Annotated in this window: 15 protein-coding genes and 1 CRISPR repeat array; of the genes, 10 read left to right on the forward strand and 5 right to left on the reverse strand. The window is 53.6% G+C overall.

The features are described from left to right. The first annotated feature begins 501 nt into the window (after positions 1-501). The 7 genes from cas1f (at position 502) to AB1287_RS07140 (ending at position 10,869) form a co-directional block, all read left to right on the forward strand. Positions 502-1,476, forward strand: coding sequence for a type I-F CRISPR-associated endonuclease Cas1f (cas1f, locus tag AB1287_RS07110; RefSeq protein ID WP_435617359.1), 975 nt, complete (start codon positions 502-504; stop codon positions 1,474-1,476). Continuing rightward, on the forward strand, positions 1,473-4,715 hold the full coding sequence (cas3f, locus tag AB1287_RS07115; RefSeq protein ID WP_435617360.1) for a type I-F CRISPR-associated helicase Cas3f: 3,243 nt from the start codon (positions 1,473-1,475) through the stop codon (positions 4,713-4,715). The genes cas1f and cas3f overlap by 4 nt, the downstream gene beginning before the upstream one ends. 181 nt (positions 4,716-4,896) lie before the next feature. Further along, positions 4,897-6,210, forward strand: coding sequence for a type I-F CRISPR-associated protein Csy1 (gene csy1 / locus AB1287_RS07120; RefSeq protein WP_435617361.1), 1,314 nt, complete (start codon positions 4,897-4,899; stop codon positions 6,208-6,210). Then, the gene (gene csy2 / locus AB1287_RS07125) at positions 6,207-7,145 is read left to right on the forward strand and encodes a type I-F CRISPR-associated protein Csy2 (RefSeq protein ID WP_435617362.1); all 939 of its coding nucleotides are present in this window, start codon (positions 6,207-6,209) and stop codon (positions 7,143-7,145) included. Before csy1 ends, csy2 begins: the two co-directional genes overlap by 4 nt. 11 nt (positions 7,146-7,156) lie before the next feature. Beyond that, positions 7,157-8,158, forward strand: a complete 1,002-nt coding sequence (gene csy3 / locus AB1287_RS07130) for a type I-F CRISPR-associated protein Csy3 (RefSeq protein WP_435617363.1) — start codon at positions 7,157-7,159, stop codon at positions 8,156-8,158. A gap of 9 nt (positions 8,159-8,167) precedes the next feature. Next, complete coding sequence (gene cas6f, locus AB1287_RS07135; RefSeq protein WP_435617364.1) at positions 8,168-8,722, forward strand: type I-F CRISPR-associated endoribonuclease Cas6/Csy4; 555 nt, start codon at positions 8,168-8,170, stop codon at positions 8,720-8,722. A 199-nt stretch (positions 8,723-8,921) separates the two neighbouring features. Beyond that, a CRISPR array of direct repeats spans positions 8,922-9,489; the repeat unit is 28 nt; unit sequence GTGCACTGCCGCACAGGCAGCTTAGAAA. Between the two features lie 219 nt (positions 9,490-9,708). Continuing rightward, a complete protein-coding gene (locus AB1287_RS07140; RefSeq protein ID WP_435617365.1) occupies positions 9,709-10,869 on the forward strand; it encodes a low temperature requirement protein A in 1,161 nt (386 codons plus the stop codon). Positions 10,870-10,933: 64 nt separating this feature from the next. Here AB1287_RS07140 and infA read toward each other — a convergent pair whose 3' ends face one another. The 5 genes from infA to trxB all read right to left on the reverse strand — a co-directional run bounded on the left by infA (position 10,934) and on the right by trxB (position 16,745). Beyond that, positions 10,934-11,152, reverse strand: coding sequence for a translation initiation factor IF-1 (gene infA / locus AB1287_RS07145; protein WP_001040187.1), 219 nt, complete (start codon positions 11,150-11,152; stop codon positions 10,934-10,936). 275 nt (positions 11,153-11,427) lie between these two features. Then, positions 11,428-12,132: a leucyl/phenylalanyl-tRNA--protein transferase gene (gene aat, locus AB1287_RS07150; protein ID WP_312628291.1), complete on the reverse strand. Its 705-nt coding sequence runs from the start codon at positions 12,130-12,132 to the stop codon at positions 11,428-11,430. 39 nt (positions 12,133-12,171) lie between these two features. After that, the gene (locus AB1287_RS07155) at positions 12,172-13,893 is read right to left on the reverse strand and encodes a heme ABC transporter ATP-binding protein/permease CydC (protein ID WP_435617366.1); all 1,722 of its coding nucleotides are present in this window, start codon (positions 13,891-13,893) and stop codon (positions 12,172-12,174) included. Continuing rightward, positions 13,894-15,660, reverse strand: a complete 1,767-nt coding sequence (gene cydD / locus AB1287_RS07160; RefSeq protein ID WP_312628293.1) for a heme ABC transporter permease/ATP-binding protein CydD — start codon at positions 15,658-15,660, stop codon at positions 13,894-13,896. A 116-nt stretch (positions 15,661-15,776) separates the two neighbouring features. Then, complete coding sequence (gene trxB, locus AB1287_RS07165) at positions 15,777-16,745, reverse strand: thioredoxin-disulfide reductase (RefSeq protein WP_312628295.1); 969 nt, start codon at positions 16,743-16,745, stop codon at positions 15,777-15,779. Positions 16,746-17,293: 548 nt separating this feature from the next. On the opposite strand from trxB, the gene lrp reads away from it, so the two are divergent. The 3 genes from lrp to lolA all read left to right on the forward strand — a co-directional run bounded on the left by lrp (position 17,294) and on the right by lolA (position 22,495). After that, positions 17,294-17,788, forward strand: coding sequence for a leucine-responsive transcriptional regulator Lrp (lrp, locus tag AB1287_RS07170; protein ID WP_002439523.1), 495 nt, complete (start codon positions 17,294-17,296; stop codon positions 17,786-17,788). A gap of 120 nt (positions 17,789-17,908) precedes the next feature. Then, the gene (locus tag AB1287_RS07175) at positions 17,909-21,754 is read left to right on the forward strand and encodes a DNA translocase FtsK 4TM domain-containing protein (RefSeq protein WP_435617367.1); all 3,846 of its coding nucleotides are present in this window, start codon (positions 17,909-17,911) and stop codon (positions 21,752-21,754) included. Positions 21,755-21,883: 129 nt separating this feature from the next. Further along, the gene (gene lolA, locus AB1287_RS07180) at positions 21,884-22,495 is read left to right on the forward strand and encodes an outer membrane lipoprotein chaperone LolA (protein WP_312628299.1); all 612 of its coding nucleotides are present in this window, start codon (positions 21,884-21,886) and stop codon (positions 22,493-22,495) included. Positions 22,496-22,500: the final 5 nt, after the last annotated feature.

Genomic DNA, 22,500 nt, shown 5'->3' on the forward strand with positions numbered 1-22,500 from the left:
CTGCTTTGCGAAACCACGGAAGTTCACTGCCGTACAGGCAGTACAAAACCTCTGCTCCGGTGAGTACTATTTAATCGCATAGAACTAACCCTATTTATAATGAATGAATTGAATCCTGGATGTTGGATTCGTTAATCCCAGCATAAAGTACATCGGAAAATAGTTTTTAACTTTATTATTGGGTGATTGTTGCCCTAGTGGTGAAGCAAAGAGTTGAGTTTATGCGGTAGCAATATTACATTGCTGAATGCTTTGCTCTTTGCCAGGCGCCTTATTCATTGGTTTTATCATTGGTCAATATAAAAGTATTATCAGTGATTGCATTTCATTTGCTTTGTATGCAACGTGCTGTTTTATTTGATGTAGAACACCACATGGTAAACTCGAACGTTACTGAAGATGACGGGGTTTTATTATGAGGTATTCATCACGGAGTTAAACATGGAAAATGTTAAGATGTCTGCGACGCAAGTTGTACGTTTTCGGAGATGAGAAATATATATGGATATTATGCCGTCAGATTTGAAGACTATCCTCCACTCTAAACGCGCGAATATTTACTACCTGGAAAAGTGCAGGGTACAGGTGAACGGCGGCAGGGTCGAATATATTACTAATGAGGGCAAGGATTCCTGTTATTGGAATATCCCAATCGCAAATACCACCGCGGTGATGCTTGGTATGGGCACCTCTGTGACTCAGGCTGCGATGCGCGAGTTGGCCAGAGCTGGAGTGATGGTTGGGTTTTGCGGGACCGATAGCACACCTCTCTTTGCCGCAAACGAAATAGAAATCCCTGTCTCATGGCTTTCGCCTCAAAGCGAATATCGTCCTACGCAATATCTCCAGCAATGGGTGTCATTCTGGTTTGATGATGAGAAACGCCTGTTAGCCGCAAAACGATTTCAGCAACTGCGATTACAGCAAATTGAAAGGCAATGGCTCGGCTGCCGGATGCAGCGTGAATCTTCTTTTCAGCCAGACGAAACTCGGCTGCGCCCGCTGTTAAATAAAGCAGCAGAGGGCATGAGTGAGGCGGGTGATCATACGGTACTGATGCTAAAAGAAGCTCAGTTGACCAAAGCGCTGTATAAGCTTGTCAGCCAGACGGTGGGATATGGCGATTTCAGTCGGGCAAAACGAGGGAGCGGCATTGATCTGGCCAACCGCTTTCTCGATCAGGGAAATTATCTGGCATATGGTCTTGCGGCAGTTGCTGCGTGGGTAACGGGAATACCGCACGGGCTGGCGGTGATGCACGGGAAGACGCGTCGTGGCGGCCTGGTTTTCGATCTTGCTGACTTAATTAAAGATGCTCTGGTGATGCCGCAGGCTTTTCTCTCCGCCATGCAGGGTGAAGATGCCCAGGCTTTCCGGCAGGCTTGTATCGCGACATTTCAAAGATCAAATGCGCTCGATTTTATGATTGAGACGCTGCAACAAACCGCCTCTGAGATAGCCGGGGACAGGATATGAATATCCTCCTTGTTTCACAGTGCACCAAAAAAGCCCGTGAACAAAGCTGTCGTATTATCGATCAGTTTGCCGAACGCATGGGCGACAGCTGTTGGCAAACAGCCATCACGCTCGAAGGGCTGACAACGCTCCGTAAGCTTTTACGTAAAACCGCTCGTCGTAACACTGCGGTCGCCTGCCACTGGTTAAAGAAAAGCGGTCAGTCCGAATTATTATGGATAGTGGGTAACCAACGACGGTTTAATGCTCAAGGCAGAGTGCCAACGAATCGCACCTTACGTTCAGTGGACATCAATGACAGCCTGCACTGGCAATGCGCTGAAAGTATTGCTCTGCTGGCGGCTATCGCAGGGCTGTTTCATGATTTCGGTAAAGCCGGAAAATGTTTTCAGCAAACCCTGTTGGGGAAAAGCTCAAAGCGCTATCAGCCCTACAGGCACGAATGGATATCTGTACGCCTTTTTCAGGCTTTCGTGGGTGAGTTATCTGACTCACAATGGCTGGAAAAACTTGGTTCTCTTTCACCAAAAGATGAGCCCGCTCTGCTTGCCAGACTGATAAAAGATCACCCTCAATTTACCGACAGCCCATTTTGTTCATTGCCACCGCTGGCGACAGCGGTGGCCTGGTTGATTGTGTCTCACCACCGCCTGCCGCGAAATTTGCTTGATAACGTAGGGAATATGGATGTTTCTCGCGGTAAAACCTGGCTTCAAAACCAGTTTAACGCCGACTGGAATTCGCTGAATCAGCGTGACGAAGAGTGGGGGAGTCGTGCCTTCCGCGATGTCTGGCATTTTCCGGCTGGAACGCCATTACAAAGTAAAAAATGGCTGGACAAGGCGCGACAAATCTCCCGTCGAGCGGTCAATGCCGGAAGCCTGATGCAGTATGGAAGCATGGAGCAGCCTTTTGTCATGCACATGGCTCGCTTATGCCTGATGTTGGCCGATCATTTTTATTCTTCAGCAGATGCTCAACCCAAATGGCAGGATCCTGATTATGCCGTGTGGGCAAACACCGTGCGTGAAACAGGAGAATGTAAACAGCGGGTTGATGAGCATCTCTGCGGTGTGGCACATCATGCTTTACTGCTCGGCAGACAATTGATGCACGTACGTGCGTCGCTTCCCGCCATTGCCAGACATAAAGGTTTTCGTGAGCGGGTAACGAGTGAGCGTTTTTTGTGGCAGAACAGGGCGTGGGATATAGCAGCCGCACTCAGGGAGCGAAGCCGCGAAGAGGGCTTTTTTGGCGTCAATATGGCCTCAACGGGCTGTGGTAAAACCTTTGCCAATGCCCGCATCATGTACGCGCTTGCAGATGAACAAACCGGCTGCCGTTTTACGGTCGCGCTTGGGCTTCGTACCCTGACGCTACAGACCGGCGATGCATTGCGTGAACGTCTGAAGCTGGCCGAAGACGATCTGGCTGTGATGACGGGCTCTGCTGCGGTAAAGACGCTGTGGCAACAGTCGCAGCAAAAAGAGGATGCATTGGATGCAGGCAGCGCTTCTGCTGAGCCTTACGATGAGGAGCACTCCTACGTTCACTATGAAGGCAGCAGTCAGGCTGGTGTTTTACAGAAATGGCTGGAGGGGGATAGCAAGCTGGCCACGTTGGTTAGCGCGCCCGTTCTGGTCACCACCCTTGATAACCTGATCCCCGCAACCGAAGGGGTGCGCGGTGGACGGCAGTTGCCCGCAATGCTGCGCTTGCTGACCAGCGATCTCGTGCTTGATGAACCTGATGACTTTGACATTAATGACCTGCATGCCGTCTGTCGGTTGATGAACTGGGCAGGCATGCTGGGCACGCGAGTATTGCTCTCGTCCGCAACCTTGCCGCCAGAATTGATTCAGGCGCTCTTTGCCGCTTATCTGGCTGGGCGAAAAAGCTGGCAGATGGCTTGTGGGATCACCGGCAAGGCGACCTCAGTTTGCTGCGCCTGGTTTGATGAGTATCACGCCAGCACTTTTAAAACAGGAGAAGGCATTCAGTTCAGGCATCAGCATGACGAATTTGTGCAGAGGCACGCGAAGAAGCTGCTGGATAAAGAGCGGCTGAATTTTGGGCGGATAGAGCCTCTTTCATCCGTGACACCCGCTGTTACGGACGCGATCGCTGCTGTGGCGAAATCCCTACATCAGCAAATGCTTGTGCTGCATTCGGCGCATAAAGAAATGCATGAAGGTGGCAAAAGCGTATCTCTGGGGCTTGTGCGTTTCGCCAATATTAATCCTCTGGTCGCGGTGGCCCAGGCACTCATGGCATTACCATCGCCAGATGATGTACGCATTCACTACTGTGTGTATCACAGCAGACAGCCGCTGATTGTGCGATCGGCAATGGAAAAATGCCTCGATCGTATCTTTGCTCGTCACCAGCCTGAAGGGCTATTTCTTCATCCGGAGATCGGTGCTGCACTGGAATGCTATCCGGAAAAACACCATTTGTTTGTGGTTGCTGGAACATCCGTTCTCGAGGTTGGCCGTGACTGGGATGCCAGTTGGGGCATTATAGAGCCCAGTTCGATGCGCTCAATAATCCAGTTTGCCGGGCGCATTCAGCGTCATCGCCGCCTGAAGCCAAAGCACGAAAACCTGGTAATTCTCAGTCACAATATCAAAGGGCTATGCCAGAAATATCCTGCGTTCGAAAAGCCGGGGTTCGAAACGAAAGACCATCTTCTGCCTGAACATGATATGGCGCATCTTCTGACCCGGAGAGATTATGAAAACATCACCGCGTTGTCGCGCATCGCTCCCTCATTCAGCCCAGATAACCTCCTTGCTGCACTGGAGCATCAGCGGCTGAAAGCTGAACTGATGAGCAAAAAGACAAGAAAGCCCGTTGCAGCTGATTTCTGGCGTCAGTCGATGAACTGGAATGCTCATATGCAGAATCTGAAGCCATTTCGACAGACCCGGCCCGAAGCTGTTTTATTTCTGCATATGGTGGATGAAGATTCGGATCCCGTGTTCGCTTTTTATGCAGCAGACGGCAGCATCAAAGAGAGTGAACAGATTAAGCCACTCGATATTGTAATGGCGCCAGGCGTGAGCGTATGGGGCTGCGTTGATCCCCGGATCGTATTGCTGGAACAGGCCGAAAAACTGGAGGTGCCTGTGGAAAACGCAGGACCGCTTTTGGGCGAAATTCGACTACCGGCTGATAAGGACGGTGCGATATCAGACTGGCTTTATCACCCATGGTTGGGCGTATTTCGCGCCCTCTGATGAGGGCGCGAGCTGCTTGTACAGCAGTGAACAATTAAACGCGTATTTATATTTCTAACAGTTTGTTTTCAGGGAAGAGCATAAGTCTGAATAATTATTTCTTTTTTTCCCCGGATTCGAATCTTGTAGGGGCAATTGTCACTTTCCCCCTAAAAATTCATTAACAAAGGGTGTGATTGCAATGGAATCAGTAGAGCTTACTGGCTTTATCACCGACTATATCGCTGCCCGAAGGCAGGCGAAGCTCGACAAGTTTGAAAAGGAAGCGGCAAAACGCTCTGCGGAAGATGATGCTGCTATTACGTTAGCCGCACAGCGACAGGCTCTCGAAGAGCAGTATAGACCGCAAAACTGGCTGACCGATGCCGCCAGGCGCGCCGGGCAAATTAGTCTCGTGACCCATGCGGCAAAGTTTACCCACGGTGATTCGAAAAGCAGCAGCATTTACCTCGAAGTTCAAGGAGACTCGCGCTATCTCAGCAGCTCGTCGTTATCGGAGCTGACGGCCGATGCCGTTGGGAATGCTGCTGCGCTGGACGTGGCGAAGCTGCTGCAAACCGTTGTGGCAGGTGATTCCCTGCTGGCCTGTCTGAAGCGGGGGGATTATCAACCGCTGCGTGCGCTGGCCGATAATGATGCGCAGCTGGCGCTTTGGGTTGAAGGATTTAGCCGCGCGTTAGTTCCCAATGAACCTGCTTCACATAAGCTCGCCAAACAAATCTGGTTTCCAGTTGATGGTGGCTATCATCTTTTGTCCCCTCTCTTCGCAACGTCCTTTGTGCAGGCGATGCACGAGAAAATGGTCACGATCCGATTTAGCGATGAAGCAAAAGCCATTCGTGACGCGCATAAGAACAGGCAGTGGCATCCTCAGCCGCTGGTCAGGTTCCGCAATCTGGCGGTAATGAATTTCGGTGGTACCAAACCGCAAAACATTTCAGCGCTGAACAGCTCCCGGGGTGGCAGAGTCTGGCTACTCTCTGCGCAGCCGCCCGTCTGGAAACAGATAGATAAGCCGCCGACGTCCCTTCGCTCAATATTTGCTGTACGAGGGCGTTTTTCATTCGAAGCAAAAATGCTGGTATCCCGAATTATTCAGCTACACATTGGCACGGGAGAAGTTAAGAATCGTCATATCCGTTCTGCTCGGGATGGCTATGTCGATGAGCTTATCGATCTGCTGTTTATGCATGTTTCCGCCTTGCAGCAGGAAAAATGGCAAGGGTGGACGCAAAACTGTCCCGAACTGCCGCGGCATCAGCAACTTTGGCTCGATCCGTGGCGCGGTAAAGGTGATGAAAGTTTTCGTCTGGAGCGCCAGCAGCATGACTGGCAGACGCTGGTTGCGAACGATTTTGCCCGCCGGCTGAATCATAATCTGCGTCAGAAATTACCTGATATGGCGTGGGCAGAGCACCGTCACTGGCAAACCCGCCCGTTATTTCGTCAGCGAATGCGGGAGATGGAAACGGTGATTGAAGAGGTGCTGAAATGAGCTATTTACTGCTGTTACCTCACATTCGTGTTGAAAACGCGAACGCGGTGGCTGGCCTGACCTGGGGCTATCCGGCGATCACCCACTTTTTAGGCTATGTTCACGCTCTTTCCCGTAAAATCAGTCAAACCTATTCTTTGACACTTTCTGGCTGTGCAGTTATCAGCCATGAACATCAGACGCACGCCTACGCATCAGGCCGCGAGTATCAGTTTGCGCTAACCCGAAACCCGCTGACTAAAGAAGGCAAAACGGCCTCCTTTAATGAAGAAGGGCGAATGCATCTTACCGTCTCTTTGCTGGTTGAGTGTGAAGGTGAGATCCCTAACGGTGAGCATGGCATGGCGGAGCTATGTGAGCGCCTGCGTCAGCTTTGTCCTGCGCAAAAGTTGGCTGGCGGAAGCATAGTGGGTATGCGCGATCCCATCCTGTTTTATACCCCTACAGAGCATTCGCAGTGGCGCAAAATCCTATGGCGGCTGATGCCGGGTTTTGCGCTTTGTGACCGAACTGACTGGCTGAAAGAACATCATAACCGATTGCAGCAGACCCACCCCGACAGCACGATGATGGACGCCTGGCTGGATTTCACCACGCAAAAATTTAAAGCCGCGGAAGATGTGCCGGACGGAGAACAGGTTCCCTGGCATTACCAGCCTAAACCGATGCCTGGCTATCTGGTGCCGCTTATGTGTGGTTATCAGCGAGTTTCCCGGCTTTATGGCGCTGGTGAAGTGGCAAATGCCCGCGATAGCGTTTCACCATTTGCGTTTGCCGAGGCTGTTTATGGTGTAGGGGAATGGCGAGGGCTACACAGAATTGCAGATATGCAGGCGCTTTTTTGGCGCTATCAGAACACTGAAACTGGCTACTACTGTTTAGCACAGCCGGTTCCGGATGACATTTTAGTCAATGACGATGATGATTCAGAATAAGGATACCACTTATGGCAAAGGCACCAACAAAGGTAAAAACCGCATCCGTTCTGGCTTTCGAGCGCAAACTGGCAACCTCTGATGCGCTGATGTATGCCGGTAACTGGCAGGGTAAGGAGTGGCAACCCATCCGCATCCAGGAGAAAGCCGTTCGCGGAACCATCTCCAACCGGCTGAAAAATGCAGCCTCAACGGACCAGGCGAAACTGGATGCTGAGATCCAGAAGGCTAATCTGCAACGTGTGGATACAGCAGCCCTTTCAGCGGACACTGACACTCTTAAATTGGTGTTTACCCTTCGCGTGCTGGGGGATTTGGCAATACCATCGGTCTGTAATGATATGGCCTATCAGGATGAATTGCAGCAGGTGATCAATGGCTATATCCATGAGCAAGGGTTTGCTGAACTGGCACATCGGTATGCCAGCAATCTGGCAAATGGCCGTTTCCTCTGGCGTAACCGGATTGGTGCCGAAAAAATCAGCGTCGCCGTCAGCGCAGGCGAGAAACAGTGGACATTCAATAGCCACGAATATTCTCTGCGCGAGTTTTCACATAAGGAAAAGGGGCTGAACGAACTGGCTGAGCTGATCGCGCAAGGCCTGCATGGCAAGTCCTGGGTGATGCTGACGGTGGAGGCGCAAGTCCTGCTTGGGGCCGGACAGGAAGTGTTCCCGTCTCAGGAACTGGTGCTGGACAGTAACAGCAGTAAAAGCCGGGTGTTGTATCAGGTTGCAGATGTTGCGGGAATTCATTCTCAAAAAGTGGGCAACGCCGTGCGTACCATCGATACCTGGCATCCGAAAGTGAATGAGCTGGGAGCCATTGCGGTTGAACCCTATGGTTCGGTGACTAACCGTGGCGTAGCGTGTCGCCAGCCAAAAGATAAAATGGATTTCTATACATTACTGGATAACTGGGTGACGAAAGGGCTAAAACCGGATCCGGAACAGCAGCACTACGTTATGGCGGTGCTAATCCGCGGTGGCGTCTTCGGTGAGAAAGCAGAATAAGGGGTTGGTATGGAGAGTTACCTCGAAATACGGGTCTTATCCGATCCTGAATTTGGTGAAGAGATGCTGATGGCCGCGCTGATGGCAAAATTGCATCGCGCGCTTGGGGCGAGAGGCAAGGGGGATATTGGCGTCAGTTTCCCTCAGGTCAATATCAAGCCCGGAGACCGTCTTCGTGTGCACGGTACTGCTGTCGGATTACAGGAGCTTGAGGCGACAAACTGGCGTAAAGGGTTAAATGATTACGTGATATGCAGCGGCATACAAAATGTCCCGATCAATGCACTTTGGCGGACGGTTAGCCGTGTTCAGCCGAAAGGTAATCCAGAACGTTTGATGCGGCGTTCGGTACGAAAAGGATGGATGACGCAGGAAGAGGCCGAACGCCGACTGCAAACCATGTCGCCGTCCACGCTGACATTGCCTTTTCTGCAAATGAAAAGTCTGTCGAACAACAATCCCTTCCGACTCTTTATTCGCCATGGCGAGATAACCGAACACCAGGTCACTGGAGAGTTTAGTAGTTACGGCCTCAGTGCGGTTGCCACCATCCCTTGGTTCTGAAAAACGCTTCTCCGGGAAAAACGGAGAAGCTTATTAACAATTCTTTTATCCGGAACCCAGGTAAAGTGAACCCTAATTTCTGCGGTCATTATAACTCGTTGATTTTTATGCGAGCTATAGCAAGCCATAAAAAAGGGTACTATGGACATAATTCAAGTTAATTTGTATATAAACAATAGGTTACATATAAATGTCTTAAGTGCACTGCCGCACAGGCAGCTTAGAAAATTTGCCTGAGCGCCGCCTTTCATGGATGCACGTGCACTGCCGCACAGGCAGCTTAGAAAAGAAAACGCATAGTGACTTCGGATGTACGCTTGTGCACTGCCGCACAGGCAGCTTAGAAATAGCAAAGCAGGATTAGTTACGGTGCCAATACGTGCACTGCCGCACAGGCAGCTTAGAAACTCCCTTTCCTGTCACCTTGGGCCATGTTCTTGTGCACTGCCGCACAGGCAGCTTAGAAATGGTTAAGACCTAGCTGCGTTCTTTTGCTTTTGTGCACTGCCGCACAGGCAGCTTAGAAAAGACTGCTTTCACTTCTCTGGCGAAGGCGCTCGTGCACTGCCGCACAGGCAGCTTAGAAAGCGTGCTGCACCAAATGACGATGCTTTGGGGGGTGCACTGCCGCACAGGCAGCTTAGAAAGTACAATCTCAAAGATATTGAAGAGTGGTACGGTGCACTGCCGCACAGGCAGTTTAGAAAATAAACACGTTTGTGAAATCCTGGGGGATTTTGTGCACTGCTGTACAGGCAGCTTAAAAATGGACGGGCAGTAATGTTGTGCTGTTATTGGGTGCATTGTCGCGCAGGTGGCCTAATACTTAATAAAGCAGGGTTTTGAATAAATAATAAGTTAACTGCCGTTAAGGCAGTCAATCCGTATTTAGTGATTAACCCGTTAGTTTTTCGTTCCTGTTTTCGTATTTTTTAGGTGATCTTGCTGCTACTTTTTTTACATTCAGCACAGGGCATTAAGCGGATATGGCAAACTTTCAAATACGCGACAAGCACAATGCGACAGTCTCCTTTCCGGAGCTGTTCTTCGATCTGATTTATGTCTTTGCGGTGACGCAAATCTCCCATTATATGCTGCATCATTTAACGCTTAATGGGGCGCTTCAGGCGCTGGAGTTATGGTTTGCAACCTGGCTGGTGTGGCAATACACCGCATGGGTCACGAACTGGTTTGAGCCGGATACGCGCAAATTCAGGCTCATGCTTTTCGCAATGATGCTGGTAGGTCTGTTTTACTCTGCAGCGCTGCCTGGTGCGTTTGCCGGACGTGGCCTTGTCTTTGCCCTGCTGTATGTGGTGATGCAGGTCGGACGGGCGTTTACGGTGATGAAGTTCGCCGAAGCCGGGCTGCCATTGACGAAGAATCTGCGGCGCATTTTCATCTGGCTCTGTATTTCTGCGCTGTTCTGGATGGGTGGCGGGCTGGCTGAAGGGAATATGCGGATGCTGTTGTGGGGGATCGCAATTCTCTGCGAATACGGCTCCCCGATGCTCGGTTTCTGGCTGCCCGTGCTTGGGCGTTCGGACAGCCTGACGGAGTGGAGCATCTCAGGGCATCATCTGGCCGAACGCTGCCAGCTGTTTGTCATCGTGGCGCTGGGGGAAATCATCGTGATGACGGGCTCTGCGTTGTACGATATCGAGCCGTGGTCTGCCCCGGTCATTATCAGCGCCCTGGTGGCATTTGCCTCCTGCCTGACGATGTGGTGGATTTACTTCGACGCCAGCAGCGGCAAAGCCAGCCATATTATCAGCCAGACGAACGATCCCGGAAAACTCGGGGCAAAGTTTCACTATATCCACGTCCTGCTGGTAGGTGCGCTGATTGTGACGGCAGTAGGGATTGAACTGACCATTGCCCATCCTGATGCGCGAATCGAAATGACGGCTGCGCTGGTTCTGTTCGGCGGACCTGTCGGTTATCTGGCGGCAAACGGGCTATTTCGCAAAACGCTTCATGGACGCTTTCCACGCTCTCACGCTATTGGATTGCTGCTGCTTATTCTTCTGCTGGCGGTCAGTGGGGTAACGGACAGGCTGATGATTAGCGGGTTAATTGCCGCTGTATTGATTGCGGTGGCGGTATGGGAAAGTTATTGCGTTTCGGAAGATGAGAAAATTGCGTAAATGAAAAAGGTCGGGGGAAACCCGACCTTTCTGCATTCAGCAACCTGAAAGGGGCTGACAGCGATTAGCGACTACGGAAGACAATGCGGCCTTTGCTCAGGTCGTACGGGGTCAGCTCAACAGTCACTTTGTCGCCCGTCAAAATGCGGATGTAGTTTTTACGCATTTTACCGGAGATATGCGCCGTTACCACGTGACCGTTTTCCAGTTCTACGCGGAACATAGTGTTTGGCAACGTTTCGAGAACGGTACCCTGCATTTCAATATTGTCTTCTTTGGCCATCTAGTCCTCGAGGGGTATCACTACCATAGTTTTGAACCGGCAAGATAATGCCGAAATTCAGCCATTAAGTAAAGATTTACCCGCCACCTTTCGGCCCGAAGCCGCTGGCGGGATAAAATAAGCTCGTTTTTGCGCATTGCCCGTCTGTCACAAACGAACACCGTGTGACGAGCGCAAACGTATAAGGGGGGATTCCTGAAACGATGGCGGGGCAACAGGCAGAAACGACTTCCGGCACAATTATATCACCCTGACAAAAAATGTGCCGAAAACATTTACACTGCGGGTGAAAAGAGCGTTCGGGGCACCCAGAAATGGCCTGGCAGTGGCTCCGCACGCAGTAGAGCCAGATATTCGAGATAATCGCGGCGAGGAATTTCAATGGCACCAAGCGATGCGGTGTGGCTGTTCAGCACCTGACAGTCCAGCAGCTTGCCGCCTGCGCCAGCAAAAGACTGTGTAAACACCAGCAGAGCACTTTTTGAAGCGTTATCCGCCCGACTAAACATCGACTCACCGCAAAAGAGCGCCCCCTGCGCCACGCCGTACATTCCACCCACCAGTTCATTGCCCAGCCACACCTCAATGGAATGCGCATGGCCGAGTTCATGCAGGCGGTGATAGGCCTGAACAATACTTTGCGTAATCCAGGTGCCTTCGTCACGATTGCTGGCACAGCCTGCAATCACCTGGCTAAAGGCATGGTTGAGCGTGATTCTGTAAGGGGATGCTTTATGGAAGCGCTTCATGCTGCGGCTGATGTGAAACCTGTCCGGCCACAGAACAGCCCGGGGATCGGGCGACCACCAAAGAATAGGGTCGCCTGGCGAAAACCAGGGAAAAATGCCGCGCTGATAGGCCATCAGCAGCCTTGCCGGGCTAAGGTCGCCCCCCAGCGCGAGCAAACCATTAGGCTCGCGCAGGGCACCTTCCGGCGACGGAAAGGTAATGGTATGACGTGACAACTGGACCAGCCGCATGCTTCACAACTCCACGCCTGTTAATAGAGAAAGAGTAGCTCACAGACGCTGTCTGAACTGGTAATAACGCCCTTGTTGGACCAGCAATTCTGCGTGATTACCTTGCTCAATAATCTGGCCGTTGTCCATCACAATTATTTGATTAAATCGGGCCAGGCCGCGCAGGCGGTGGGTCACCATCAGGACGGTTTTTTCGCGCATGACTTCCGCCAGCAAATCAAGGATTTGTGCTTCTGTGGTGGCGTCTAACCCTTCGGTAGGCTCATCGAGCAGCATCAGCGGAGCATCATGCAGTAAGGCGCGGGCAATAGCCAGACGGCGCAGCTCACCACCGGACAGTTGACGGCCGCCTTCGCCAAGCCAGCTGTTAAGGCCGCCGTCCTCGAGCAGCTTCTCAAGGCCAGTACGCATGAGCACGTCTGCAAGCGCTTCATCTGTTGCCTGGGGCGCGGCCAGCAGGAGATTGTCCCGAAGCGTTGCGCTGAAAAGGTGTACGCGCTGCGGAACCATGCTCATGCTGCGGCGTAGCGTCATCTCATCGAAAGAAGGAAGCGGCTGCTGGTTCAGTAAAAGTTCTCCGTGCTGCGGATCCCATGCGCGGGTCAGCAGCTGCAGGAGCGTTGATTTTCCGCAACCGGTACGACCCAGAATAGCCACATGTTCGCCCGCGTTAACCTGGAGCGTCACGTGTTCCAGGGCTGGCTGCGACTGTTGCGGGTAAGTAAAGCTGATGTCGCTGAGCGTCAGGCTGATGCGGTCCGGAGAGGTCGAAACGGCAGAAGGGAAGGTCACTTCTGGCTGCTGGCTTGTCAGATCGGTAATACGCGAGGCGGAGGCCATCACTTTCCCAAGATGCTGGAACGCGGTGGTTACCGGCGCGAGAGCTTCAAAGGCGGCCAGGGCGCAGAAGACAAACAGCGCAATAAGTGGGCCAGGCTGCATGTTATCACCCACGCCGCCCGCGGCCATCCACAGCATCACAATTACCGCCGTCGCGCCGATAAGCAGCATCAGCGCCTGCGAGAGGGCGGTCAGTTCTGACTGGCGGCGCTGGGCGTCATGCCAGTTCATTTCTGTCTGCTCCATCTGCTCGCGGTAGCGCGTACTGGCGCCAAAAATGGTCAATTCGGCCTGTCCGTGCAGCCAGGATGTTAGCTGCTGACGATATTCTCCACGCAGCCGGGTCAGATTTTCCCCGGTTGGCTTCCCGGTGCGATAAAACAGCGGAGGGAGTGCAACGAGCGTCAGCAGCATAATGCCGCCGAGCGTGAGCGCTAAAGTCGCATCGAGGAAGCTGAGGCCAAACGTCACCACCAGAATCACGACCAGGGCGCCGATCAACGGCGAAATCACCCGCAGGTAGAGGTGGTCGAGCGTGTCGACATCCGCAACTACGCGATTCAGTAGTTCACCCTGGCGAAAACGTGCAAGCCCGCCAGGTGAGAGCGGCAGAAGCTTGCTGAAGGTAAACACGCGTAGGTGCTGCAGCACGCGAAATGTTGCATCGTGACTGACGAGGCGCTCGAAATAGCGTCCTGCGGTGCGGATGATGGCTGCGCCACGGACGCCCGCGGCGGGCAGCATATAGTTGAAGCTGTAGGCACCGGCAAAACCCACGGCGGCGGAGGCTGAGAGGAACCAGCCAGAAAGCGTGATCAGGCCAATACTGGCAAGCAGCGTCACAATGGCCAGGATAATGCCCAGAGACAGCAGCCACTTATGCCGTTTGTACAGCGCCAGATAGGGGGCTAAAACGCGCATTTAAATCTCCTCCTGGCGATGAGCGAGCAGGCTGGCGAAATGCCCCTTCGCTTCAGCAAGTTCGTGGTATGCACCCTGTTCCACAATCTGGCCCTGATGCATCACCCAGACGGCATCCCAGTCGGCAAGATTTTCCAACTGATGGGTGACCATAACGGTAGTCTGATTGGTCGACGCTTCGGTTAATGCCTGCATAACGCGTTGTTCGCTGTGCGCATCAAGGCTTGCCGCGGGCTCGTCGAGCAGCAATAACCGGCACGGAGAGAGCAGGGCGCGGGCCACCGCCACACGTTGTGCCTGACCAACGGACAGCCGCGCGGCCTGATCGCCCACTGGCGTATCAAGCCCTTGCGGAAGCTGTCCGATAAATTCGTTTACCCAGGCTCGCGCCAGCGCGTGGTGAAGCGACTGTTCATTGGCCTGGGGATCTGCCAGCAGCACGTTTTCGCGCAGCGTCAGCGCGGGAAGCTGTGGGTTTTGCCCTACCCAGCTTAGCAACTGCCGCCAGGCGTCGGGATCCAGCTCTTTTAGCTCGGTACCGTTGACGGTCAGAGAACCCTCGTACGGCAGAAAACCGGCCAGCGTATTCAGCAGTGAGCTTTTTCCGGAACCACTCTGACCGACTAACACAATGCGCTCTCCTGCTGCCATTCGGAAATTAAGCGGTCCGGCAAGCGTTTTGCCTTCCGGTGATAAAATCACCAGCTCGCGCGCTTCAAGGCTCACGTTCTGGTTCGTCTCCGGTACAACGCTTCCACGCTGTGGCTGGGCCAGCGGCGCTTCCAGGAAGGTTTTCAGACTATCTGCTGCGCCTACGGCCTGCGCTTTAGCGTGATAAAAAGTGCCGAGGTCGCGCAGCGGCTGGAAAAACTCGGGAGCCAGAATCAGGGCCAGAAAGCCCGCCAGTAGCGTGACAGGCGTGCCGTAGCTGCCAAAATGAAGTTCGCCAAGATAGGAGAAACCAAAGTATACGGCGACAACGGCGATCGAAAGTGACGTGAAAAATTCCAGCACGCCGGAAGAAAGGAAGGCGAGGCGCAGAACTTCCATTGTGCGCTGACGGAAGTTTTCAGAAGCCTGACGAATGTTGTCCGTTTCTGCTTCTCCACGGCCAAAAAGACGCAGCGTATCCATTCCTCGCAGGCGATCGAGGAAGTGGCCGCTCAGTCGAGCCAGCGCAAGGAAGTTGCGGCGGTTAGCGTCTGCGGCACCCATGCCAACCAGCGCCATGAACAGTGGTATCAGCGGTGCGGTGCACAACAAAATGAGGGCGGCAGCCCAGTTCATCGGAAAAATCGCCAGCACGATCAGCAGCGGAACAGACGCAGCCAGCGCCATCTGCGGCAAATAGCGTGCGTAGTAATCATGCATATCCTCAATTTGTTCGAGGATCAATGTCGCCCAACTGCCAGCGGGTTTACCCTGAATCCACGCAGGCCCTGCCTGTTGAAGCCTGTCGAGCACCATTTTACGGATCTCCAGACGAATGTGCTGCCCGGCATGAAACCCGACGCGCTCACGTAGCCAGACAACCCATGCACGTAGCACGAACACCATAATCAACAGGATGAAGGGGAACAGCAGCGCCTCACGGGGAATATTCTCCATAATCATATGGTGCAGAATACGGGCCATAAACCAGGCCTGGGCGACGATCAGCACCCCGCTCGCCACGCCAAGCAGACGCGAAAGCATCAGCCAGCGGCGGGAAAGGACGCTTTGCTGTTTTAACCAGCGGGTAAGCTCTTGTTGACGGGTTTTATTCATTGGCGTGCTTAGCAGGTGTCTTATAGGAAATTATCAGGCGCGCCAATGTTACAACGAGGATAAAAGAAAGGCGACTTATCGTCGCCTTATTTACCTTTGTTACTGACTTGTAAAGATTATTTGGCCTGATCGGCCAGACCGTCGAGATAACGCTCAGCGTCCAGGGCTGCCATACAGCCCGTGCCCGCGGAGGTGATCGCCTGGCGGTAAATATGGTCCATGACGTCGCCTGCGGCAAAGACGCCAGGGATGCTGGTCTGGGTTGCATTGCCGTGGATACCGGACTGCACCTTGATGTAGCCGTTTTCCAGTTCCAGCTGACCGTCGAAGATGCCGGTGTTTGGGCTGTGGCCGATAGCCACAAACAGGCCCGCCACGTCCAGAGACTCAATATTGTCGTTGTTCAGCGTGTCACGCAGACGCAGGCCGCTGACGCCCATCTGATCGCCGGTCACTTCTTCGAGCGTGCGGTGGGTATGCAGAACGATGTTGCCATTTTCCACTTTATCCATCAGGCGCTTAATAAGGATTTTTTCTGCGCGGAAGGTATCGCGGCGGTGAATCAGGTGGACTTCAGAGGCAATATTCGCCAGATAGAGTGCTTCTTCAACGGCCGTATTCCCGCCACCGATGACCGCGACCTTCTGGTTGCGATAGAAGAAACCATCACAGGTGGCGCATGCGGACACGCCGCGGCCTTTAAAGGCTTCCTCTGAAGGCAGACCGAGATAACGGGCAGATGCGCCAGTAGCGATAATCAGCGCATCACAGGTATATTCGCCGCTGTCGCCGATTAAACGGAAAGGACGGTTCTGCAAATCGACTTTATTGATGTGGTCGAACAGAATTTCAGTTTCAAACTTCGTCGCGTGTTCATGCATGCGTTCCATCAGCAGCGGGCCGGTCAGATCGTTCGGGTCGCCTGGCCAGTTTTCCACTTCGGTAGTGGTGGTCAGCTGACCGCCTTTTTCCATGCCGGTGATCAGCACCGGGTGCAGGTTAGCGCGTGCCGCATAGACCGCGGCGGTATAGCCCGCAGGTCCAGAACCAAGAATAAGCAGTTTACTGTGTTTGGCCGTGCCCATGAGATCCCCATAAATGTTGGCAGACAATGGGCGGGATTGTAGGGAATTTGCGGAACTAATAAAAGAGTGCAGAAATTTTGTTAACGATATGTGTAATAGATGCGGTCAATCGATTGATGATTTTATCAGCGTCAGTGATAACAAATTCTACTGCTATCGGGATGATTATAAGGAGATAACATGAGGATCAAGCCGGAGCGATAATGAATATCTGGCATGTTGTACTAAAAATCGATGTTTTGCTTTGACAATCCCCTGTGCTTTTGCGAAAACAATGAAATGAGAAAAAACAGCGTTTGCCGTGTGGTGAATTTTCATGCACGCAAATGCCATGTTTAACCGGGTCAGCATTATCGACGCATGGCGTGGACAGACGCCATACGAGATAACGGTGGCTGCCGACAGGCAACGGCTTCTCAATACGTACCCTTGGGTTATGCGTGCATCTGGTAACAGGTTTTCCACGCAGGCGATGGGCACAGGCTCTGAACAGTGAAGTGCACAGGGTCCAGACGGGAGTAGGGAAGGAATACAGAGAGACAATAATAATGGTAGATAGCAAGAAGCGCCCAGGCAAAGATCTCGACCGCATCGATCGTAACATTTTGAACGAATTGCAAAAGGATGGGCGAATTTCCAACGTCGAGCTTTCTAAACGAGTGGGACTTTCTCCGACACCTTGCCTTGAGCGCGTACGTCGGCTGGAAAGACAAGGGTTTATTCAGGGCTATACCGCGCTGCTGAACCCACATTATCTGGATGCATCGCTGCTGGTCTTTGTTGAGATAACTCTGAATCGTGGCGCGCCGGATGTGTTTGAACAATTTAACTCCGCTGTGCAAAAACTTGAAGAAATTCAAGAGTGTCACTTGGTTTCCGGTGATTTCGACTACCTGTTGAAAACCCGCGTGCCGGACATGTCAGCGTACCGCAAGTTGTTAGGTGAAACCCTGCTGCGCCTGCCAGGCGTGAATGACACGCGTACTTACGTGGTCATGGAAGAAGTGAAGCAGAGTAATCGTCTGGTTATTAAGACGCGCTAACACGGAACAGGTGCAAAATCAGCGTAAGTTGATTACACTCCTGTTAATCCATACAGCAACAGTGCCGGGGAGACCCGGCGCTGTTGTCCGTTTTAGCATCAAGGACCTGGAGAGCCTTTCTTGAGCCAGGAATACACTGAAGAAAAAGAAGTCACCATTAACAGATTAAGCAGCGGGCGCCGTCTTCTGGAAGCGCTTCTGATTCTCTGTTCCCTTTTTGCCATCTGGCTGATGGCCGCATTACTCAGCTTTAATCCCTCCGATCCCAGCTGGTCTCAGACCGCCTGGCATGAGCCGATCCATAATCTTGGTGGTGTGCCAGGGGCGTGGCTCGCGGATACGCTGTTTTTCATTTTCGGCGTAATGGCCTATACGTTGCCGGTAATCATCATTGGCGGCTGCTGGTTTGCTTACCGCCATCGGGCGACGGATGAATACGTCGACTACTTCGCCGTCGCGCTGAGGTTGATTGGTGTCCTCGCCATTATCCTGACCTCCTGTGGGCTTGCGGCGATCAATGCCGATGATATCTGGTATTTCGCTTCCGGCGGCGTCATTGGCAGCTTACTCAGCACTGCGCTGCAACCGATGCTGCACAGCAGCGGCGGAACGCTGGCGCTGCTGTGTATCTGGGCGGCGGGTCTGACGCTGTTTACCGGCTGGTCCTGGGTCAGCATTGCTGAGAAAATTGGCAACTGGATCCTGAACATCCTTACCTTCGCCAGTAATCGCACGCGCCGGGATGATACCTGGGTGGACGACGAAGAGTACGAAGACGAAGAAGACGATCATGCAGAGGCCCCGCGTAATGAAGGGCGTCGTGCCCGAATTCTGCGCGGAGCCCTGGCGCGCCGTCAGCGTATCGCCGACAAATTCAGCAATCCGATGGGCCGCAAAACGGATGAGGCGCTGTTTTCCGGTAAGCGGATGGATGAGTCTGAAGAAGATATTCAGTACAGCGCACGCGGCCAGGCGGCCGACGCCGATGATGTTTTATTCTCCGGCAGCAGCGCGCTTCGTCAGCCAAACGCTGATGATGTGCTGTTCTCCGGGAACAGCGCAGCACGTCCTCAGGCGTGGGATGAACAAGATCCATTAATGAACGGACATGCTGTTAACGAGCCTTTAGCTGCCGCTGCGGCAGCAACCGCCACGACTCAAGCCTGGGCAGAACCTGCCGCACCAGCAATGACTGCGCCGGTAGTATCTGCCGCTGAAATGGTCCCTCCTCAAGTTGAGTGGCAGCCCGTGCCAGCGCTGCATATGCCTGAACCGGTGATTGCGCCTTCTCCGGACAACTGGCCGCCGCAGGCGCCGATTGCCAAACCAGAGTATGTGCAGCCTGAAGCATTCCGCCAGCAGCCCACTATTGAGGAACTGTGGCCGGAGCCAGAGCAGGCGTATGTCCCGCCGGAATCAGCGTGGCAGCCTGAGCCGCAGTATTCACCGGAAACGCAATACAACGCCCAACCGCAGTATCAGCCTGTGCCAGAGCCAATGGCGCAGCCAGCGGCAGAAATGCCACCTGTTCAGAATGTGGAACCGGAAGAGGAAATCAAGCCTCAGCGTCCACCGCTTTACTATTTTGAAGAAGTGGAAGAGAAGCGCGCGCGCGAACGCGAGCAGCTTGCCGCGTGGTATCAGCCAACGCCGGAACCCGCGACGGTCATGCCAACTATGCCCGCATCGTCCATTCCAGCACCTTCCGCACCTGCGTCTGAGCCTCTGGCCGCCGTTGCGCCAGTAGCGGCAAGCGTTCATCAGGCTACCGGGGCGGCAACCACTATCGCCGCCGCCGCTTCAGCGACTCAGCTGTTCAGCCCGGCGGATTCTCCTCGCGCGCAGGTGAAAGAGGGCATTGGCCCACAGCTGCCGCGTCCGAACCGTGTACGGGTGCCGACGCGCCGTGAGTTGGCCTCCGCTTCGTTTGGCATTAAGTTGCCTTCTCAGCGTATGGCCGAAGAACGTGCTCGTGAACAGGAACGCCAGCAGCACTATTCCGATGAGCCGATGGGCGATGAAGAAGCGGATGAGCTGCACCAGGATGAACTGGCGCGCCAGTTTGCTGCAACCCAGCAGCAACGCTATGGCGAGAAGTACGACGACAACAGCTATGATGAGTCGCCGGAAGATGAAGACTCTGTGGCAGAGGCGGAACTGGCGCGCCAGTTTGCTGCAACTCAGCAGCAGCGTTATGCCGGTGAACAGCCGCAGGGTGCGAATCCCTTCTCCCCTGCGGATTACGATTTTTCACCGATGAAGGCGCTGGTTGATGATACGCCGAAAGCGCCGCTGTTTACGCCGGGGGTAATGCCGGAACAGGCTCCGCAGAGCTATCAGCCTCAGCAACAACAGGCGCACCAGCCACAGCAGCCTCAGGCTTATCAGCAGCCAGCTCCGCAACCTGAGCCGCAGCCGCAGGAAAGCCTGATTCACCCGCTTCTGATGCGCAACGGCGATGACCGGCCGCTGCAAAAACCGACCACGCCGCTGCCGTCACTGGATCTTCTGACCCAGCCGCCGAGCGAAGTTGAGCCGGTTGATACCTTTGCCCTGGAGCAAACTGCGCGTCTGGTGGAAACCCGTCTGGCTGACTTCCGCATCAAAGCTGACGTGGTGAACTATTCACCTGGCCCAGTCATCACCCGTTTCGAACTGAATCTGGCGCCCGGTGTGAAAGCGGCGCGTATTTCTAACCTGTCACGCGATTTGGCCCGTTCATTGTCGACCGTAGCGGTGCGCGTTGTGGAAGTTATTCCTGGCAAACCGTATGTAGGCCTGGAGTTGCCGAACAAGAAACGACAGACCGTCTACCTGCGTGAAGTGCTCGACTGCGCCAAGTTCCGTGAAAGTCCGTCGCCGTTGACTGTGGTGCTGGGCAAAGATATTGCTGGCGATCCGGTAATTGCCGACCTTGCGAAAATGCCTCATCTGCTGGTTGCTGGTACCACCGGTTCCGGGAAATCGGTGGGTGTGAACGCCATGATCCTCAGCATGCTGTACAAGGCGACGCCGGATGACGTTCGCTTCATCATGATTGACCCGAAAATGCTGGAGCTGTCGGTCTATGAAGGCATTCCGCACCTGTTGACGGAAGTGGTCACGGACATGAAGGATGCCGCCAACGCGCTGCGCTGGAGCGTCAATGAAATGGAGCGTCGCTATAAGCTGATGTCAGCCCTTGGCGTACGTAACCTGGCCGGATACAACGAAAAAATCGCGCAGGCTGCACAGATGGGCCGCCCGATTCCGGATCCGTACTGGAAGCCAGGCGACAGCATGGCAACAGAACATCCGACGCTTGAAAAACTGCCGTACATTGTGGTGCTGGTGGATGAATTTGCCGACCTGATGATGACCGTGGGCAAAAAAGTGGAAGAGCTGATTGCTCGTCTGGCGCAGAAAGCACGTGCGGCGGGGATCCACCTTGTGCTGGCGACCCAGCGTCCATCAGTGGATGTCATCACCGGCTTGATCAAGGCGAACATCCCGACCCGCATCGCGTTTACCGTATCCAGCAAAATTGACTCCCGTACCATTCTCGATCAGGGCGGCGCGGAATCCCTGCTGGGTATGGGCGATATGCTTTATGCCGGACCAAACTCCAGCGCGGCGCCAACCCGTGTTCACGGCGCGTTCGTTCGCGATCAGGAAGTACACGCAGTGGTTCAGGACTGGAAAGCGCGCGGTCGTCCGCAGTACGTAGACGGTATTACCTCTGACAGCGAAAGCGAAGGCGGAGCAGCGGGCCTGGATAACGGTGAAGAGCTGGATCCGTTATTCGACCAGGCGGTCAATTTCGTAACGGAAAAACGCAAAGCCTCCATCTCGGGCGTTCAGCGTCAGTTCCGCATTGGTTATAACCGCGCGGCGCGTATCATCGAACAGATGGAAGCTCAGGGGATCGTCAGCGAAGCGGGTCATAACGGCAACCGTGAAGTGCTTGCCCCGCCGCCATTCGATTGATTGTTCGTTTGAAAAGTTGCGTAAATAGCCAAAATTTAAGTATTTTCTCCTGTCCACACCGCAGGTGCTGAGCCTACAGTGTGGACAAAGAGACTCCCGCGTCGGGAGTGACGCATTTAAGGAATGAAGATGAAAAAATTTGCCATCACCTGTGCCTTACTGACCAGCGTCGTAGCAAGTCAGGTTTGGGCTGATGCCGCAGGCGATTTGAAAAGCCGTCTGGATAAGGTCAGCAGCTTCCATGCGAGCTTCACGCAGAAAGTGACCGACGGCAGCGGGAATGCAGTTCAGGACGGGCAGGGCGATTTGTCGGTTAAGCGTCCAAACTTGTTTAACTGGCACATGACGCAGCCGGACGAAAGCATTCTGGTGTCCGATGGGAAAACGCTCTGGTTCTACAATCCGTTTGTTGAGCAGGCTACTGCTACCTGGCTGAAAGATGCGACCAGCAACACGCCGTTTATGCTGATTGCCCGCAACCAGTCCAGCGACTGGCAGCAGTACAACATTAAGCAGAGCGGTGACGACTTCGTCCTGACGCCAAAAGGCAGCAACGGAAACCTGAAAGAGTTCACCATTAACGTCAGCCGTGACGGCACCATCCATCAATTCAGCGCCATCGAACAGGACGATCAGCGTAGCAGCTACCAGCTGAAGTCCCAGCAGAACGGCGCGGTGGATGCGTCTAAATTCACCTTTACGCCACCGAAAGGCGTTACGGTAGACGATCAGCGTAAATAAGAGGC

Origin of the sequence: Scandinavium sp. UTDF21-P1B, assembly GCF_040750395.1 — a bacterium.
In the GTDB taxonomy this organism is placed as follows: Bacteria; Pseudomonadota; Gammaproteobacteria; order Enterobacterales; family Enterobacteriaceae; genus Scandinavium.